General features: G+C 68.1%; 16 protein-coding genes. 9 read left to right on the plus strand and 7 right to left on the minus strand.

Annotated features, from left to right (window positions below; translation table 11 throughout):
- From ACILQR_RS10075 to ACILQR_RS10100, 6 genes are all read left to right on the plus strand, one after another.
- The coding region (locus ACILQR_RS10075; RefSeq protein WP_395651299.1) for a type I glyceraldehyde-3-phosphate dehydrogenase at positions 1-511 on the plus strand (511 nt) is incomplete at its 5' end.
- Positions 511-786: a hypothetical protein gene (locus tag ACILQR_RS10080; RefSeq protein ID WP_395651300.1), complete on the plus strand. Its 276-nt coding sequence runs from the start codon at positions 511-513 to the stop codon at positions 784-786. The genes ACILQR_RS10075 and ACILQR_RS10080, both read left to right, overlap by 1 nt.
- Positions 787-812: 26 nt before the next feature.
- The gene (locus ACILQR_RS10085; protein ID WP_395651301.1) at positions 813-2,009 is read left to right on the plus strand and encodes a phosphoglycerate kinase; all 1,197 of its coding nucleotides are present in this window, start codon (positions 813-815) and stop codon (positions 2,007-2,009) included.
- A gap of 45 nt (positions 2,010-2,054) precedes the next feature.
- Positions 2,055-3,227, plus strand: coding sequence for a lycopene beta-cyclase CrtY (gene crtY / locus ACILQR_RS10090; RefSeq protein ID WP_395651302.1), 1,173 nt, complete (start codon positions 2,055-2,057; stop codon positions 3,225-3,227).
- Positions 3,224-4,741 (plus strand): phytoene desaturase, encoded by a 1,518-nt coding sequence (locus ACILQR_RS10095; protein ID WP_395651303.1) that lies wholly within the window; start codon positions 3,224-3,226, stop codon positions 4,739-4,741. Before crtY ends, ACILQR_RS10095 begins: the two co-directional genes overlap by 4 nt.
- Positions 4,738-5,676, plus strand: a complete 939-nt coding sequence (locus tag ACILQR_RS10100; protein WP_395651304.1) for a phytoene/squalene synthase family protein — start codon at positions 4,738-4,740, stop codon at positions 5,674-5,676. The genes ACILQR_RS10095 and ACILQR_RS10100 overlap by 4 nt, the downstream gene beginning before the upstream one ends.
- Before the next feature lie 18 nt (positions 5,677-5,694).
- Here the strand turns inward: ACILQR_RS10100 and ACILQR_RS10105 are convergent, their stop codons facing one another.
- Positions 5,695-6,405 (minus strand): fatty acid desaturase, encoded by a 711-nt coding sequence (locus ACILQR_RS10105; RefSeq protein WP_395651305.1) that lies wholly within the window; start codon positions 6,403-6,405, stop codon positions 5,695-5,697.
- Positions 6,402-6,917 carry a sterol desaturase family protein gene (locus ACILQR_RS10110; RefSeq protein ID WP_395651306.1) on the minus strand — a complete coding sequence of 172 codons (516 nt, stop codon included), beginning with the start codon at positions 6,915-6,917 and terminating at the stop codon, positions 6,402-6,404. Before ACILQR_RS10110 ends, ACILQR_RS10105 begins: the two co-directional genes overlap by 4 nt.
- Before the next feature lie 65 nt (positions 6,918-6,982).
- On the opposite strand from ACILQR_RS10110, the gene fni reads away from it, so the two are divergent.
- Together fni and ACILQR_RS10120 are read left to right on the plus strand one after the other, a co-directional pair.
- Positions 6,983-8,014: a type 2 isopentenyl-diphosphate Delta-isomerase gene (gene fni, locus ACILQR_RS10115; protein ID WP_395651307.1), complete on the plus strand. Its 1,032-nt coding sequence runs from the start codon at positions 6,983-6,985 to the stop codon at positions 8,012-8,014.
- 13 nt (positions 8,015-8,027) lie between these two features.
- Positions 8,028-9,626 carry a phytoene desaturase family protein gene (locus tag ACILQR_RS10120; RefSeq protein ID WP_395651308.1) on the plus strand — a complete coding sequence of 533 codons (1,599 nt, stop codon included), beginning with the start codon at positions 8,028-8,030 and terminating at the stop codon, positions 9,624-9,626.
- Here ACILQR_RS10120 and ACILQR_RS10125 read toward each other — a convergent pair.
- Together ACILQR_RS10125 and ACILQR_RS10130 are read right to left on the minus strand one after the other, a co-directional pair.
- Entirely contained in the window at positions 9,623-10,006 is a 384-nt protein-coding gene (locus ACILQR_RS10125) for a response regulator (RefSeq protein ID WP_395651309.1), read from the minus strand. The genes ACILQR_RS10120 and ACILQR_RS10125 overlap by 4 nt on opposite strands.
- Positions 10,003-11,529 carry a sensor histidine kinase gene (locus ACILQR_RS10130; protein WP_395651310.1) on the minus strand — a complete coding sequence of 509 codons (1,527 nt, stop codon included), beginning with the start codon at positions 11,527-11,529 and terminating at the stop codon, positions 10,003-10,005. Before ACILQR_RS10130 ends, ACILQR_RS10125 begins: the two co-directional genes overlap by 4 nt.
- A gap of 113 nt (positions 11,530-11,642) precedes the next feature.
- Here ACILQR_RS10130 and ACILQR_RS10135 point away from each other — a divergent pair, with 113 nt between their 5' ends.
- Entirely contained in the window at positions 11,643-13,172 is a 1,530-nt protein-coding gene (locus tag ACILQR_RS10135; protein WP_395651311.1) for a carboxylesterase/lipase family protein, read from the plus strand.
- Between the two features lie 2 nt (positions 13,173-13,174).
- Here the strand turns inward: ACILQR_RS10135 and ACILQR_RS10140 are convergent, their stop codons facing one another.
- From ACILQR_RS10140 to ACILQR_RS10150, 3 genes are all read right to left on the minus strand, one after another.
- Positions 13,175-14,296, minus strand: coding sequence for a beta-ketoacyl-ACP synthase III (locus tag ACILQR_RS10140; RefSeq protein WP_395651312.1), 1,122 nt, complete (start codon positions 14,294-14,296; stop codon positions 13,175-13,177).
- Positions 14,297-14,398: 102 nt separating this feature from the next.
- Positions 14,399-16,459 carry a capsular polysaccharide biosynthesis protein gene (locus ACILQR_RS10145; protein WP_395651313.1) on the minus strand — a complete coding sequence of 687 codons (2,061 nt, stop codon included), beginning with the start codon at positions 16,457-16,459 and terminating at the stop codon, positions 14,399-14,401.
- 8 nt (positions 16,460-16,467) lie between these two features.
- The coding region (locus tag ACILQR_RS10150; RefSeq protein WP_395651314.1) for a GAF domain-containing protein at positions 16,468-16,951 on the minus strand (484 nt) is incomplete at its 5' end.

A 16,951-nucleotide genomic window follows, 5' to 3' on the forward strand; every position in this document is an offset into this window, starting at 1 on the left:
CGACCTGTTCGGCATCGAGCGCGGCTATATGACCACCATCCACTCCTACACCGGCGACCAGCCGACGCTGGATACGATGCACAAGGACCTGTACCGCGCCCGCGCCGCGGCCCTGTCGATGATCCCGACCTCGACCGGCGCCGCCAAGGCGCTCGGCCTGGTTCTGCCGGAACTGAAGGGCAAGCTGGACGGCTCCTCGATCCGCGTGCCGACGCCCAACGTCTCGGTCGTCGACCTGAAGGTCGTCGCCGGTCGCGAGGTCACCGTCGAGGAAATCAACGCCGCGCTTCAGGCCGCCGCCGATGGTCCCATGAAGGGCGTCCTGGCCGTGACCACCGACCCGCTGGTGTCCACCGACCTCAACCACATCGCCGCGTCCAGCACCGCCGCCCTGCCCCAGACCCAGGTCGTCGACGGCAAGCTGGCCCGCGTCCTGACCTGGTACGACAACGAGTGGGGCTTCGCGACGCGTATGGCCGATACGGCGCTGGTGATGAGCAAGCTTATCTGATGACGACCGCCCGGTACCAAGATCAGGGACCGGGCGACATCGTTCCGGGGCGTGGCTTCGAGCTGGTCAAACTGCTTGAGGATCGCGACGGCAAACTTACCCTTATCGAGCTCTCTAACGGTCGGGCCGTCCGCGCTTTCAACAGCGCTTACGGACGCGATATGGGTGCCGAATGGGAGCACACAACACTCAACATCTCTCCCACGCTAATCGGCGAGGAGATCGACCTCATTTGGACTTCCGAAGTGGTCCAAGCCCTCGATCCCACAACTTAAGCTGTTCTCTATCATCGGGCCAAGCCATGACCTTCCGCACCCTCGACGACGCCGGTTCCCTCGCCGGAAAGACCGCCCTGGTCCGCGTGGATTTCAACGTGCCGATGGAAGACGGGAAGATCACCGACGACACCCGGCTGCGGGTCGCCCTGCCGACGATCGCCAAACTGCGCGACGCGGGGGCCAGGGTCGCCCTGCTGGCCCACTTCGACCGGCCCAAGGGCAAGGTCGTGCCGTCGATGAGCCTGAAGCCCGTCGTCGATGATCTGGAGCATCTGCTGGGAGCGCCCGTCCGGTTCGCCGCCGATTGTGTGGGCGACGAGGCCAAGGCCGCCATCGCGGATCTGGACGCCGGCGGCGTGATCCTGCTGGAGAACGTCCGCTTCCACGCCGGCGAGGAAAAGAACGACCCCGCATTCGCCGCCCTGCTGGCCGAGATCGCCGACATCTATGTCAACGACGCGTTTTCCGCCGCCCACCGCGCCCACGCCTCGACCGAAGGCGTGGCCCACCTGATCCCCGCCTATGCCGGGGAATCCATGCGGCGCGAGCTCGAGGCGCTGGACGCCGCGCTCGGCAATCCCAAGAAGCCCGTCATCGGCATCGTCGGAGGATCGAAAGTCTCGACCAAGCTTGACCTGCTCAAGAACCTGGTCGGCAAGCTGGACCGGCTCGCCATCGGCGGCGGCATGGCCAACACCTTCCTGTTCGCCCAAGGCGTCGACATCGGCGGCTCGCTGGCCGAACGCGACATGGCCGAGACCGCCCTAGAAATCCTGACGGAAGCCAAGGCCTGCGGCTGCGAGATCCTGCTGCCCGTCGATTTCATCGTCGCCACCGAGGTCAAACCGGGTGCCGACAGCCGTCCCGTCACCGCTGGCCAGCCCCTTTCGGCCGACGACAAGATTCTGGACGCCGGTCCCGCCACCGTCGCGCGTCTGGTCGATGCCATGACGGCGTCCAAGACCCTGATCTGGAACGGGCCGCTGGGCGTGTTCGAGGTGCCGCCGTTCGACGTCGCCACGGTCGCGGTGGCCCATCGTGCGGCGGCCCTGGCGAAGGCTGGGGTCCTGGTCGCCGTCGGCGGTGGCGGCGATACGGTCGCGGCCCTGCATCACGCCGGGGTCGTGGACGACATGACCTTCGTCAGCACCGCCGGCGGCGCCTTCCTGGAATGGATGGAAGGCAAGCCCCTGCCCGGCGTCGAGGCGCTGAACGTCTGAGTGATCGGGCGGCGCGAACGGCCGGCGACGTGCTAGACCGTCCCCATGTCCGTCCCCGATCCGGCTTTTGATCTGATCCTCGTCGGCGGCGGCCTGTCCGCCGCCCTGATCGCCTGGCGTCTTGCGCTGGACCGGCCGGAGATGCGCGTCGCCGTGATCGAGCGCGACGGACGGCTCGGCGGAAACCACACCTGGTCCTTCTTCGACGGCGACCTGTCCGAGGCCGACCGCGCCTGGCTGGCCCCGGCCACCCCGCATCGCTGGCCCGAAGGCTACGACGTCTATTTCCCGGGCCTCAGCCGCTCGCTGAAGACGCCCTACAACAGCCTTACCTCGGAGCGCCTTCACGCCGTCGTCGCCCCCCTGCTCGGCGACCGGCTGATCGCGGGCGAGGCGGTCGAGATCGCGCCCGGTCACGTCACCCTCGGCGACGGCCGGACCCTGTTTGCACCCGGCGTCATCGACGCGCGGGGCCCCGCCGCGACGCCCCATCTCGACCTCGGCTGGCAGGTGTTCGTCGGCCGGACCCTTCGTCTCGCCAAGCCCCACGGCCTGACCCGGCCTACGATCATGGACGCTACCGTGGGTCAGGGCGAAGCCTATCGCTTCGTTTATCTTCTGCCCTTCGACGCCCATACGGTGATGGTCGAGGACACCTATTACGCCGATAGGCCGACGCTGGACCCCGCTCTGATCGGTCGCCGCATCGACGCCTACGCCCGCTCGCGCGGCTGGACCATCGAGGCGGTGGTGGCCGAGGAACAGGGCGTACTGCCGATCGCGCTCGGTGGCGACATCGACGCCTTCTGGGACGAGGGTCCGCAGGTCGCCCGCACGGGTCTGGCCGCAGCCCTGTTCCACCCGACGACCGGCTATTCCCTGCCCGACGCCGTCGCCATGGCCCGCATGATCGCCGCCCTGCCCGATCTGTCCTCGCCCGCCCTGCGCAAGGCGACCGAGGCACGGTCCAAGGCGCTGTGGGCCGACCGCGCCTTCTACCGACTGTTGAACCGGATGCTGTTCCGAGCCGCCGAACCGTCACAGAGGTGGCGGGTCCTGCGCCGCTTCTACGGCCTGTCGGAGGGTGTGGTGCGGCGCTTCTACGCAGGGCACAGCACGACGCTGGACAAGGCCCGCATTCTGGCCGGAAAACCGCCTGTGCCGATCGGAAAAGCCATGCGACAACTCAGAGACACCCACGCCGGAGCCTCATTGTGAGAGACGTCGCAGCCAAGCGCGCGGTGGTGGTCGGTGCCGGCTTCGGCGGCATCGCCCTGGCTATCCGCCTGCAACGTGCGGGCGTCCAGACCACCCTGGTCGAGAAGCGCGACAAGCCCGGGGGCCGCGCCTACGTCTGGCACGAGCACGGCTTCACCTTCGACGCCGGCCCCACCGTCATCACCGACCCCGCCTGCCTGACCGACCTGTTCGAGGGCACGGGCAAGACGCTGGCCGACTATGTCGAGCTGCTGCCGGTCGATCCCTTCTACCGCCTGTGCTGGGAGGACGGCGCGGCGTTCGACTACAACGACGATCAGGTCGCGATGGAGCGCCAGATCGCGGCCTTCAACCCGGCCGACGTCGAGGGCTACGACCGCTTCCACAAATATTCGGAAGACCTCTATCAGGAGGGCTACCTACGGCTCGGTGCCGTGCCGTTCCAGTCCTTCTGGTCGATGATCAAGGCGGCACCGGAACTGGCCCGGCTGGAAAGCTGGAACAGCGTCCACGCCATGGTCGCGCGCTACATCCAGGACCCGCACCTGCGTCAGGCCTTCAGCTTCCACACCCTGCTGGTCGGGGGCGATCCGTTCAAGACCAGCTCGGTCTATGCCCTGATCCACGCCCTGGAACGGCGCGGCGGTGTCTGGTTCGCAAAGGGCGGCACCGGGGCCTTGATCGCGGGCCTCATCAAGGGATTCGAGGATCTGGGCGGTCGCGTCCTGCTCAACGCTCCGGTCGAGCGGATCGAGATCACGGACGGCCGCGCCACCGGCGTCGTCCTCGAAGACGGTCAGGCGATTTCGGCCGATATGATCGCCTCCAACGCCGACGTCGTCGCGACCTACGACCGACTGCTGGGCGATACCCCGCGTGGAAAGGCCAAGGCGAAATCGCTGAAGTCCAAGCGGTTCTCCATGTCGCTGTTCGTGCTGCATTTCGGCCTGAGCACGCCCCAGCCGCAGTTGGCCCACCACACCATCTGCTTCGGTGCCCGCTACCGCGAACTGATCGCCGAAATCTTCGGCGGCCCGACCCTGCCCGAGGATTTCTCCCTCTATCTGCACAACCCCTGCGCCACCGATCCGGGCATGGCGCCGAATGGAATGTCGAGCCACTATGTCCTGTCGCCCGTGCCGCATCTCGGTGCCGCCGACATCGACTGGGAGGTCCAGGGGCCGCTGTATCGCGAGAAGATCCTCGACTATCTTGAGGAGCGCTACATCCCCAACCTGCGGCGCGACCTGGTCACGACCCGGATCTATACCCCCTTCGATTTCCGCGACGACCTGAACGCCCATCTGGGAAGCGCCTTCTCGCTGGAGCCGATCCTGACCCAGAGCGCCTGGTTCCGGCCGCACAACCGCGACGACGTCATCGACAACCTCTACATCGTGGGCGCAGGAACCCATCCCGGCGCCGGCATCCCCGGCGTGGTCGGCTCGGCCAAGGCGACGGCGGGGTTGATGCTGGAACAGGCGGGCTTGACCGGGGCGGGTGTGAAGGCATGACCGACGCCGTCCTCGCCGCGTCCAAGGCCTCGATCGTCAAGGGGTCAAAGAGCTTCCGCTCGGCCTCTCGCCTGTTCGACGCCGAGGTGCGCGAGGACGCCTGGCTGCTCTACGCCTGGTGCCGCCGCTGCGACGACGAAATCGACGGTCAGGACCACGGCTTCGGCCACGAAAACCTATCGCCCGAGGAACAGCAACGTCGCCTCGCCCGCCTCTACGACCAGACCCGCCGCGCCCTGGCCGGCGAGGCGATGGACGACCAGACCTTCGCCGCCTTCCAGCGCGTCGCCCTGCGTCACCGCCTGCCGGAACGCTGGCCGCTGGATCTGCTCGATGGGTTCGCCATGGACGTGGAGCATCGCGAGTACCGGACCATCGACGACGTCCTGACCTATTGCTGGCACGTCGCGGGCGTTGTCGGGGTGATGATGGCGCGGGTGATGCACGTCACCGACACGGCCGTCCTGCGCCGCGCCCAGGACCTGGGCCTGGCCTTCCAGTTGACCAATATCTCGCGCGACGTCATCGAGGACGCCCAGGACGGCCGGGTCTATCTGCCCGCCGACTGGCTGGTCGAGGCCGGGCTGGAGCCGACCGCTCACGCCGTCGCCGACCCGGCCAACCGCGCCGCCGTACACGCTGTGACTCAGCGCCTGCTGGCCGTGGCCGAGCCCTATTACGACAGCGCCCGCGACGGCCTGCGCGGCTTGCCTTTCCGGTCCTCGATGGCGATCGCGGCGGCACGCGGCGTCTATCGCGAGATCGGCCGCAAGGTGGTCAGGCGCGGCCCCGACGCCTGGGACAAGCGCGTTTCGGTCGGCAAGGCGATGAAGCTGTGGCTGTTCGGTCGCGGTGCCCTGATCGCCGTCTGGACCCAGATGCTGGATCGCGGCCACCCCGCGCCGACGCGGCCGGACCTGTGGACCCGCGTCTGAGCCGTCAGACCTTCAGCCTCACGCCTTGATCTGGGGCAGCCGCCACCACGGCGTCGAGGGCGACAGATGGTGCTCGTGATGCCGCCCGAAGTGGAAACAGGTCAGCAGCGACAGTATCCACGGCATGGGCAGGGTCCGCGCATTGTGATGATCCGGGAACCCGGCCTCCCGCTGATGCCGATGCGGGATCCACGTCCCGAACACGAACAGTTGCAGCGCGCTGAGGATCGCCGGCACCGCCCAGAAAAGGATCAGGTTCACCGGCCGCGCCCCCAGCCACAGATAGGCCAGCAGCACCGCCGTGACGATCGCGAACTCCCGCCATCCGAAATAGCGCAGGAAGAAGCCCAGGAACCACGGCCCGAACCGCGTCGGATCACCGGCATGGAAATCGGGATCGCCCTCGACCCCCGGCGTCCGGTGGTGCTGGTGGTGACAGACGTTCAGCTTGCGGAACGAGAAGGCCGCATAGGCCCCGACGCAGGCCTGGCCCACCACTGCGTTCACGCGCGGCCTGCCCGGTGCCAGCGAGCCATGCATGGCGTCATGCGCCACGATGAACATCCCGGCCCCCAGCCAGCTCTGCACCGCGATCAGCAAAGGCGCGGCGATCAGACCCCAACCCTCGATGCGATGAAAGAACACGCCCCACGCATGCAGGCTCATCCACCCGCCGACGATCAGAGCCGCCAGACCCAGGCCGATCACGGTCTGGCGCAGGGGGCTCACGAAGGCTCGACGTCGGGGACCATACCGGGTGAATTCGCCCGTTCCGCCCGCCGCGCCTTCAGGATCGCGCTCAAACGTTGCGGGTCGGGCGCGAAGACAAACCCGAAAGACACCGCACCTTCGCGCGTCTGGACCGCATGATGCAGCTTGTGCGCCTGGACCAGCCGCCGCGCGTAACCGTTCGCCGGCATCCAGTGAAACGGCCACCGCTGATGCACCAGCCCGTCATGAACGAACAGATAGACGGCCCCGTACAGCGTCACCCCCGTCGCCACCGCCCGCACCGGCCAGGATCCCGTGAACATGGCCACAAAGAACAGCCCCATCCCGAGCACGCAGCCGACGACGGCATAGAGATCGTTCTTCTCCCAGGCCTTGTCGTGCGGTTCATGGTGATCGCGATGCCAGCCCCAGCCCCAGCCGTGCATGACATAGCGATGCGTCCACCACGCCGCCCCCTCCATGAAGAAGAAGACGGCCACGACGATCAGGGTGAACCAGAGGGCGATCATGTTCGCGACACTACGCGCCGTCGCGCCCCGTTCCAACCGTGACCACAGGTCGCTAGGGTCATCGGATGAGCGACGACGCCACCACCCATCGCAAGGACCAGCATCTGGACGTCGTCCTGTCCGGGCGGGGCCGTCACGCGAGCGACGCAGGCTTCGACGCCATCCGCTTCGTCCATGAGGCCCTGCCCGATCTCGATCACGCCGCGATCGACCTGAGCGCCGACTTTCTGGGCCATCGGCTGAAGGCACCCCTGCTGATCAGTTCCATGACCGGCGGTCCCTCCCGCGCCGAGGCGATCAACGCCCGGCTGGCCGAGGCCGCCCAGCACCTCGGCATCGCGCTGGCCGTCGGTTCGCAACGCAGCGCGATCGAGAACGGCGGGGCCGCCGGCCTCAACCCATCCCTGCGCCGCCGCGCTCCCGGCATCCCCCTTCTGGCCAACATCGGTGCAGCCCAGTTGACGCGGGGCTTCGGTCTCGACGAAGCCAGACGCGCCATCGATATGATCGGTTCCGACGCGCTGATCGTCCACCTGAACCCGCTCCAGGAAGCCTGCCAGCCCGAGGGTGATCGAGACTGGCGCGGTGTCGGTGCGGCGCTCGCCGCCCTGATCGACGGTCTGGACACGCCTGTCGTGGTCAAGGAGACCGGTGCCGGCATTTCGGCCGCCACCGCCCGACGCCTGGTCGACATGGGCGTCGCTGCCATCGACGTCGCGGGGGCCGGCGGCGCCAACTGGGGCCTGATCGAGGGCGAGCGCGCGACCGCACCGTCCGACAAGGCCCACGCCCTCGCTTTCGCCGATTGGGGCATCCCCACCGCCCGCGCCATCGCCGAGGTCCGCGCCGCATGCCCCGACGCCGTCATCATCGGCTCCGGCGGCGTCCGCAACGGCCTCGACGCCGCCAAGGCCATCCGCCTGGGCGCCGACATCGTGGGTCAGGCCGCGGGCGTGCTGGAAGCGGCGACGGTCTCGACCGAGGCGGTGGTCGAGCATTTCGAGACCTTGGTCCGACAGTTGCGCACGACATGCTTCTGCACGGGGTCGGCGGGGCTGGCCGCTTTGAAGACGGCCCCCCTGCAGTGGCCGTCCTGAACCGGGGGACCCTATGGCGAGAAATAGCACCGACATCGTCATCCTGGGCGGGGGGCACAACGGCCTGGTCTGCGCCTTCTATCTGGCGCGGGCGGGGCTGAAGGTCACGGTGCTGGAGCGGCGCGGCGTCGTCGGCGGGGCGGCGGTGACGGAGGAGTTCCATCACGGTTTCCGCAACTCCACCGCCAGCTATACCGTCAGCCTGCTGAACCCGAAGATCATCGCCGACCTGGAACTAGCCAGGCACGGACTGAAGGTCGTCGAGCGTCGGATGTCGAACTTCCTGCCGCTGCCGGACGGTCGCTATCTGGCCGCTGGAGAGGGCCGGACGGCGGGAGAGGTGGCCAAGTTCTCGGTCCGCGACGCCGAGCGACTGCCCGAGTACGAGGCGCGGCTGGAGGCCGTGGCGGCCGTGCTGCGCGCCCTGGTTCTCGAAATCCCGCCCAACTTGCCGCCCGGTTCTCAGGGCCTGGGCGGCTGGCTGGCCGCGATCCCCGAGATGCTGAAGTCGGCGTCGGTGGCCCGGCGGCTGGGCGGGCAGGACCTGACGGCGCGGCGCGACGTGCTGGACCTGTTCGCCAAGTCGGCCGGCGACTGGCTGGACGGCTGGTTCGAGAGCGATCCGATCAAGGCCCTGTTTGGCTTCGACAGCGTGGTCGGCAACTATGCCAGCCCCTATACGCCCGGCTCGGCCTATGTCCTGCTGCACCACGTCTTCGGCGAGGTGAACGGTCGAAAGGGCGTCTGGGGTCATGCGATCGGCGGCATGGGCGCGATCACCCAGGCGATGGCGGCGGCCTGTGTCGAACAGGGGGTCGATATCCGCCTCGACACCGCCGTCGCCTCCGTCCTGACCGACAAAGGCCGCGCCGTCGGGGCGGTCACAGAGGCCGGCGACGTCATCCGCGCGCGCGCCGTCGTCTCGAACCTGCATCCGCGCCTGCTGTTCGACCGCTTGGTCGATCCGGCGGTCGTCCCGGCCGACTTCACCGAGCGGATGAGCCGCTATGCCTCGGGTTCCGGCACCTTCCGCATGAACGTCGCGCTCAGCGAACTGCCCGACTTCACCGCCCTGCCTGGCGGAGGCGACCACCTGACCGCCGGGATCATCCTCGCTCCCAGCCTCGCCTATATGGACCGGGCCCACGCCCAGGCGCGGCTGAACGGCTGGTCGAGCGAGCCGATCGTGGAGATGCTGATCCCCTCGACCCTGGACGAGAGCCTCGCCCCGCCCGGTGCGCATGTCGCCAGCCTGTTCTGCCAGCATGTCGCACCCGATCTGGACGACGCCCATCGCGACACCGTGGCCGACCTGATGATCGAGACCGTCGACAGGGCCGCGCCCGGCTTCAAGGCCTCGGTGATCGGCCGGCTGGCCCTTGGGCCGCGCGATCTGGAGCGGCGCTTCGGACTGGTCGGCGGCGACATCTTCCACGGACGCCTGACCCTGGACCAACTGTTCAGCGCCCGCCCTGTGCTGGGTCATGCGGATCACCGGATGCCGGTCCCGGGTCTCTACCTCTGCGGATCAGGCAGTCATCCCGGCGGCGGGGTCACCGGCGCACCCGGGCACAACGCAGCCCGTGCCGTCCTGAAGGACGTTCGTCGTTAGACGTTCGCCACCCCGACCGCGTCCATAAGCGCTTGCTGCACGGCCGCCTCGGTGAAGGGCTTCTGGATCGTCGGGTGGTCGCGCCAGCGGTCGGGCAGTCCGCCCTGGCCATAGCCCGTCGAGAACACGAAGGGCGTTCCGCGCGCGCTCAGCGCCTCGGCGACCGGAAACACCTCATGGCCCGCGACATTGACGTCCAGCAGGGCCGCATCGATCCCCTCGAGCCCGGGATCGGCCAGCAGGCTCAGGGCCTCTGCCACGCTCGCGATCGGCCCGACCGGAGTGCAGCCCATGTCCTCCAGGATGGTTTCCAGCAGCATGGCCACCAGACTCTCGTCCTCGACGATCAGGATGCGGCGGCCATTCAAAGGGTGGGTCATGGGACGGCGCGATCCAGCGGAACAGTGATGCGGGCGTTGAGGCCGCTGTCGAGGTAGCGGAGATCGACCTCTCCCGCCAGATCATGGCGCACATTGCGCTCGATCATGCGTGTGCCGAAACCCCGGCGCTCGGGCACGGCTACGGTCGGACCGCCGGTCTCGCGCCATTCGATGATGAGGCGCCGATCGGTCTGATCGGCGATCGACCAGTCGACCAGCACCCGTCCGCCCGGTGCGGACAGGGCACCGTATTTGGCCGCATTAGTCGCCAGCTCGTGAAAAATCATGCCCAGCGACAGGGCGAAGGCCGGGCCCAGCGGCACCGGCGGTCCGTTGGCCGATATCCGGTGCGTCTCGTGCGCCTCGGTCTCGTGCCGCAGGATGTCGCGCAGGTCGGCACCCTCCCAGTGGCTGCGGGTCAACAGGTCGTGGGTATGCGACAGCGACAGCAGCCGGGCCTGGAACGACTCGGCGAAGGCACGCGGATCGGTGTGCGATCGTGCCGTCTGCATGGCGATCGACTGGACGGTGGCCAGGGTGTTCTTCACCCGGTGGTTCAGCTCGTCGATCATCAGCTTCTGGCGCTGGGTGGCCAGGACGTTGTCGGTGACGTCATGGCCCTGGACGAAGATTCCCACAATCTTCCCGCCGTCCTCCCGGATCGGCTGATAGATGAAATCGACATAGGCGTCCTCGAAGGGACCGCCAGGCACCGCCTGAAGGCGCAACAGGCTGCCCCGACCCTCGACCGGCTCACCGGTTTCGAACACGGTGTCCAGCATGTCGATATAGCCCTGCGGAACCACCTCGGGCAGAGCCTGCGCCACCGTCTTGCCGGCCAGTTCGCGGTGGTCGGTCAGGCGCCGATAGGCCTCGTTGAACAGCTCGAAGCGATGATCAGGCCCGGACAGGACGGCGATGAACCCCGGGGCCTGCATGAACATGTCGGTCAGCCGGTTACGCTCGGTCGCCAGACGCCGATTATCCTCCTGGACGTGCTGCGCCCGTGCCAGCAAACCGCCGCCGATCATGGCGTCGAGAGCGCTGATGGCCCCACCGCTGTCCGTCGCCGACAGCTTCCGCAGCCGCTCCAGTTCGGTGATGTCTGTCGTATGCTGAAGCAGCATCACGACCTCGCCATCCTTGTTCAGGACCGGCGTGTGGGTCGCGCTCCAGAACCGGTCCTCGAAGACGCGGCCGCCCTCGGGTAGATCGCGCGGAATGGAAAATTTGACGACGGCCAGGTGGTCAGGCCGCCGGGTCGAGATGGCCTTTTCCATCGAGGTGCGGACCTGGCGCACATTCTCCGGTGCTTCTTTGCCAGGTCCAGAATCGAAGGCACCGAACAGCGGCTGGCCGAGGATGTCCTCGCGCCGGCTGTGGGTGACGTCCAGATAGGCCTGGTTCATCCCCGCGACGCGCAGGTCCGGGTACAGCAGCACATAGGGATTCGGCGACGCATCGAACGCCGTTGCCAGATCGATCGCGAGATCGCTCGATTTGACTAGTTCTTTCAATGCCATCCCCGCCGAACGCGCCCACTAACGCTCAAGCCCGTGAATGGTTCAACGGATTGTCGTCGATCGTACACAGATGGGATTTGGGCGAAGTCCATCATCGCGTCTAGAGACAGATCATGATCATCGCTTCCTTTCTCGGTGCCGCGCTCCTGATGACGACCCCGCCTGCCTCATCCGACCCGACGGCCCGGACCCGGCAGGGCGTTCTGGTCGGGCGTGAAGCCGGCGGTGTCGAAAGCTTCAGGGGCATTCGCTATGCCGTGCCGCCCGTCGGCCTCTTGCGCTGGCGTCCGCCTCAGGCCCCCGAGCCCTGGTCCGGGCCGCGCGATGCAGGATCGGTCGGTGCCATCTGCATTCAGCCGCCCGCCAATGGCGACAACGGCGTCGGCCCCTTGCCGATGAGCGAGGACTGCCTGACCCTGAATGTCTGGGCCCCCCAGGGTCGCAGCGACCCCCTGCCCGTCATGGTCTGGATTCACGGCGGCGGTTACGTCAACGGCTCGGGCACGGCGGCGCTCTATGACGGGGCGAACCTCGCGCGACGCGGCGTGGTCGTCGTCACCTTGAACTATCGCCTCGGCCGACTGGGCTTCTTCGACCATCCCGCCCTCGCCGCCGAGCGACCAGCGGGCGAACCGGCGGGCAACTACGGCGTGATGGACATGATCGCCGCCCTGGAATGGGTGCGGGACAACATCACGTCTTTTGGAGGCGATCCGGCCAAGGTCACGATCTTCGGCGAGTCGGCCGGCGGCGTGGCGGTGACCCAACTGATGATCGCCGAACGCGCGCGGGGTCTGTTCGCGCGCGCCGTGGTCGAATCGGGCCTGGGCCGACAGCAGGGCGCGCCCCTGATCGAGGTGCCGGGCGGCCCTCTGCGGCCTACCCGCGCGCGCGGCGCGGCCTGGGCCCATGACGCCGGGATTACACCCACGGCCGAGGCCCTGCGCGCCGTTCCCGCCGAACGCCTGCTGACCCCCTCGCCCAGCTTCTATGACGGTGACCTGATCCTCACCGACGGCATCATCCTCACCACCGACGTCGAAACCGCCTTCGCCAACGGCTCCCAGGCACCCGTGCCCCTGATCATCGGAACCAACTCGGCGGAGTTCTGGCGAGCGAACCTGTCCTATGTGCCGCCTTACCGCGACCGTCTCGACGCCCAGACGCCCGATCAGAAGGCCGCCCTGCTCGCCGCCTATGGCGATCAGGCCGCCTATGACGACCATATCGTCAGCGACCTGGTGTTCAATGAGCCGGCGCGGCGCCTGGCCCGACTGCACGCCGGCCAGGGCCACCCGACCTGGCTCTATCGGTTCGATGTCGTCTCGAACGGCATGACCATGCCCCATGGCGGCGCGCCCCACGCCTCGGAACGCCAGTATGTGTTCGACACCCTGAACGCCTCCCCCTGGCCCACCGACGCCCGCGACCAGCGCGTCGCCGACGCCATGGCCGGCTATTGGACCGACTTCGCCAAGGCCGGCGATCCCAACAGCGGAAGCGCTCCCGTCCGCTGGCCCGACCTCGGCTCCTCACCCGATCAGCTTCTGGAGTTCACCAACGACGGCCCCGTGGTCAAGCCCGTCCCCTTCGCGGACCGCCTCGATCTGATCGAAGCGCTCTATCCGAGGAGGCCGAAGTGATGTCAGGCGCGCTTTCGCACGAACACCGTACCCGCTGAATAGCCCGCGCCGAACGAGCAGATCAGGCCGGTGTCGCCGGGCTCGAACCCATCGTGGCGCAGGTGGAAGGCGATGATGGATCCGGCGGATGAGGTGTTGGCGTACTCGTCCAGGATGATGACGTTCTCTTCCGGCCTCGGGTCGCGACCCAGAACCTTCCGCCCGATGAAGTCGTTCATGTTGATGTTGGCCTGGTGCAGCCACAGCCGCTTGAGCCCGTGCGGATCGAGTCCGAGCTCGCCGGCGTGCTCGACGATCATGTCGGAGACCAGCGGCACCACATCCTTGAAGACCTTGCGGCCCTGCTGGATGAACAACTTGTCGGGCGCGCCGATGCCCTCGGGGGCGGCGTTGTTCAGGAAGCCGAAATTGTTGCGGATATTGTTGGAGAAGACGGTCTTGAGCCTGGTGCCGAGGATGTCCCAACCGCCCGGCCCTGCCTGATCCGCCGCCTCGACGATCACGGCGGTGGCGACGTCGCCGAAGATGAAGTGGCTGTCGCGGTCCTTGAAGTTCAGGTGGGCCGAGCAGACCTCGGGGTTGACCATCAGCACGGCCTTGACCGAGCCCGAACCGATGAAGTCGGCGGCGGTCTTGATCCCGAAGGTCGCCGAGGAACAGGCGACGTTCATGTCGAAGCCGAAGCCGTCGATGCCGAGTGCCTGTTGCACCTCGACCGCCAGGGCCGGATAGGGACGCGGCATGTTGGAGGCGGCGCACAGGACCGCGCCGATCTCGCTGACCGGCTTACCCCAGGCGGCGATGGCCTGACGGGCAGCGGCGACGGCCATCTCGGCCATGATCGACAGCTCTTCGTTGCCGCGCTCGGGGATATTCGGGGCCATCCGCTTCGGATCGACGATGCCCGCCTTGTCCAACACATAGCGTGACTTGATGCCCGAGGCCTTCTCGATAAACGCGACCGAGGACGGGGTCAGGGCGGCGACGTCACCTTCGGCGATCTGGAGCGCGTGGTCGATGTTCCACTGCTCGGCCCAGGCGTTGTAGGCCTCGACCAGTTCCTCGTTGGAGATCGACTGTTCGGGGGTGAACAGGCCGGTGGCGGCGATGACTGACGCTTGCACTTCGTGGTCCCTATCGTTCGGCGCGCGGCGCCTCACTGCTTGAGGGACGTCGGTCCGTGAGTTCCAGGCGCGCGCAGAGCGACCTGATGCTTTTCTAAGGCTTCAATAGGACGGCGGCGGCGTCCGGTCGAGAGACGCCATGATCCCACGCCACCAGCGGGGGATGACGCCACGAGGTCCGGGCGGGACCGGATGGTCCCTCGCGGCGATCAGGGCCTCGACCAGATCCTCCGCCTCGCAGGGCCAGCCGGAGGGGCTGACATAGATCGGATAGTCGATCAGGGCGGCGTGGATCAGGGCGTCGAGGCCGGCGCGGGTCGTGCGTCTCGGGAAGGGGCCGGTCCGGTCGTCGGTCAGGCCCCAGCCGGCATAGAAGGGCCGGCCATAGGTGGTCACCGCCTTGCCGCGCATCAGGGCCTCGAACCCCGACAGGGAGGTCAGGGTGACCAGCCGGTCGCAGGCGTTCAGGCAGTCGATGATGTCGAGGTCGTCGGCGACGGCGTCCACGGCGTCCAGCGCGTGGGCCTCCAGCAGGCCGGGCCGGTTGCCGGCCATGACATCCGGGTGGTTGCGGTAGATCAGGAAGGCGTCGGGGAAGTCCCGCCGCGCCGCCTCGACCAGGCCGGAGTTGGTGCGGATGTCGGTGCAGCCCAGCGCGATCGACTTGTCGTTCTCGACCTGGCCGACGACGAGCACGCGCTCCCTGTCGGAAGGCCAGCCGGCCGGTGCCTCGCCCCGGATGTTGTATTTCGACAGGCCCGCCTCGACGATGCGGGCGCGCAAGGCTGCGGCGCGGGCCAGCGCCTTGTCGTCCAGCCCACCGGCCTGGATCAGGCTTTCGAGGCGGCTGGGCCGGTGCGCGTCGTAATAGACCCCCTGGTCGTCCAGGGCGACGGACAGGGCGCCATGGAAATCCGACCCCAGGCCGCGCGAGCGGATGAAGCCGTCCTCCATCCGCACCTTGGGCGCGGTGGTCGCGGCGGCAGCAGCGCGGATCGGATCGCTCTCCTTGCCCGCCCACCAGATCAGGCGACCATTCTGCTCTTCCGCCTGTTTCGCGGCGTTGCGGGCGAACCAGTGATAGCGCACCGAACCCTTGGGCGAGTTCAACAGGCGGCGGATCGGCGGGCGCTTGGCCGGGGCGAACCCGGCGGCGGCCCAGACGCCAGACAGCCGGTCTGCGCGGTTCCGTAGCGCGATCAACCGCTCCAGTGCCTGTTCCGCCTCGCACCGCCGACCGGTGACCGGATCGACGTAGCGGGTGCCCACGATAAGCGCGGCAGCGGCGATCGCCTCCACCGAGCGGGGTCCGCCCCGACGGCCGGTCTCGACTGCGTCAGCCGTCGCGCCCCACCCCGAATAGAAGGGCGCTCCAAAGCAGCGGACGGGCAGCCCCCGCAGCAGGGCCTCGAATCCCAGAGCCGAAGTGACGACATAGACGGCGTCCACCACCGCCAGCAGGTCGGCAGGTCGAACGTCCGTGTCGATCAGGGTAACGCCGGCCCGGTCGGCCGCGGCGATACAGCCCTGTTTGCGCCCGGCGGCGACGGCCGGGTGCCGTTTGACGATCAGTTGCGCATCAGGCTCGTCGCGCCGGGCCGCTGCGATCATCTCGGCGAACGCCTGGGGCGAGGCCAGGCCATAGGCGATAGAGGCGTCGCCCAGGGTCTGGTCCACCACCAGCACCCGCCGCCCGGGCTTCAGGATCGCAGGATCCAGAGGCCCGCCCATGTTCGTCTTGGACACGCCCGACGCCACAATGCGATCGATCAGCCCGCGCGCGCGGCCGGTCATGGCCGCGTCGCACCAGTCGGGCGCGGTGCGGATCAGGTCTTCCATCCGCGAGTGACGGTGCGCGTCATAGTAGACGCCGAGGTCGTCCGCGATGACGCTCAGCGAGGTCGCGCCCGCCTCGCCGAGCCCGACCGAGCGCAGAAACCCGTCCTCCAGCGCAACATAGGGCAGGCCGCGCTTCGCCGCATACTTCCGCCCCGCCGCCGCCGTCGGCTTCATCCCCCAGCCGATGACGGCCCGGATGTCGGGGCCGGGCAGAGCGCGCAGGTCGTACTCCGGCAGGAACTCGGCCAGGAACGGAACCTTCAGCACGCCGGGCGCGCAGACCCAGGCGGGGATTTTGGGCGATGGCGTCGGAGTGGGAGTCACACCCCTGTCTAGGCGGCGCCGAAGACCTTGGAAAGCAGCCGTTCCAGCGCCGCCTGATCCACGCCATCGAACGCCGCCTTTTCCGTGGCGTCCACGTCGAACACGGCGATCAGAACGCCATCCGGCCCGAACACCGGCACCACGATTTCGGACGCCGAGCGGCTGTCGCAGGCGATGTGGCCGGGGAAGGCGTGGACGTCCTCGACCAGCTGGGTCTGGCCGGTGGCCGCCGCCGCCCCGCAGACGCCCCGGCCGAACGGGATACGCAGACAGCCCAGGGTGCCCTGATACGGGCCGACGACCAGTTCGTCGGTCTTGTCCGGATCGACGACGTAGAAGCCGGTCCAGAAATAACTGTCGAAGGCGTCGGCCAGCATCGAGGCGACCGTGGCCATGCGTGCCACACGGTTCGGCTCCGCCTCCAGCACGGCCAGGATTTCACCCTCGACCTCGGCATAGCAGGCGGCCTTGTCGGCGGGGCGGTCGGTGCGG

Source organism: Brevundimonas sp. (assembly GCF_044239655.1).
Classification (GTDB): Bacteria; Pseudomonadota; Alphaproteobacteria; order Caulobacterales; family Caulobacteraceae; genus Brevundimonas.

Excerpts from the sequence above, each read along its gene's own strand:
- ACILQR_RS10120 (WP_395651308.1), top strand. The coding sequence starts at position 8,028 with ATGGCGAGAAATAGCACCGACATCGTCATCCTGGGCGGGGGGCACAAC.
- fni (WP_395651307.1), top strand. The coding sequence starts at position 6,983 with ATGAGCGACGACGCCACCACCCATCGCAAGGACCAGCATCTGGACGTC.
- ACILQR_RS10080 (WP_395651300.1), top strand. The coding sequence starts at position 511 with ATGACGACCGCCCGGTACCAAGATCAGGGACCGGGCGACATCGTTCCG.
- ACILQR_RS10135 (WP_395651311.1), top strand. The coding sequence starts at position 11,643 with ATGATCATCGCTTCCTTTCTCGGTGCCGCGCTCCTGATGACGACCCCG.
- crtY (WP_395651302.1), top strand. The coding sequence starts at position 2,055 with ATGTCCGTCCCCGATCCGGCTTTTGATCTGATCCTCGTCGGCGGCGGC.
- ACILQR_RS10100 (WP_395651304.1), top strand. The coding sequence starts at position 4,738 with ATGACCGACGCCGTCCTCGCCGCGTCCAAGGCCTCGATCGTCAAGGGG.
- ACILQR_RS10085 (WP_395651301.1), top strand. The coding sequence starts at position 813 with ATGACCTTCCGCACCCTCGACGACGCCGGTTCCCTCGCCGGAAAGACC.
- ACILQR_RS10125 (WP_395651309.1), bottom strand. The coding sequence starts at position 10,006 with ATGACCCACCCTTTGAATGGCCGCCGCATCCTGATCGTCGAGGACGAG.
- ACILQR_RS10130 (WP_395651310.1), bottom strand. The coding sequence starts at position 11,529 with ATGGCATTGAAAGAACTAGTCAAATCGAGCGATCTCGCGATCGATCTG.
- ACILQR_RS10110 (WP_395651306.1), bottom strand. The coding sequence starts at position 6,917 with ATGATCGCCCTCTGGTTCACCCTGATCGTCGTGGCCGTCTTCTTCTTC.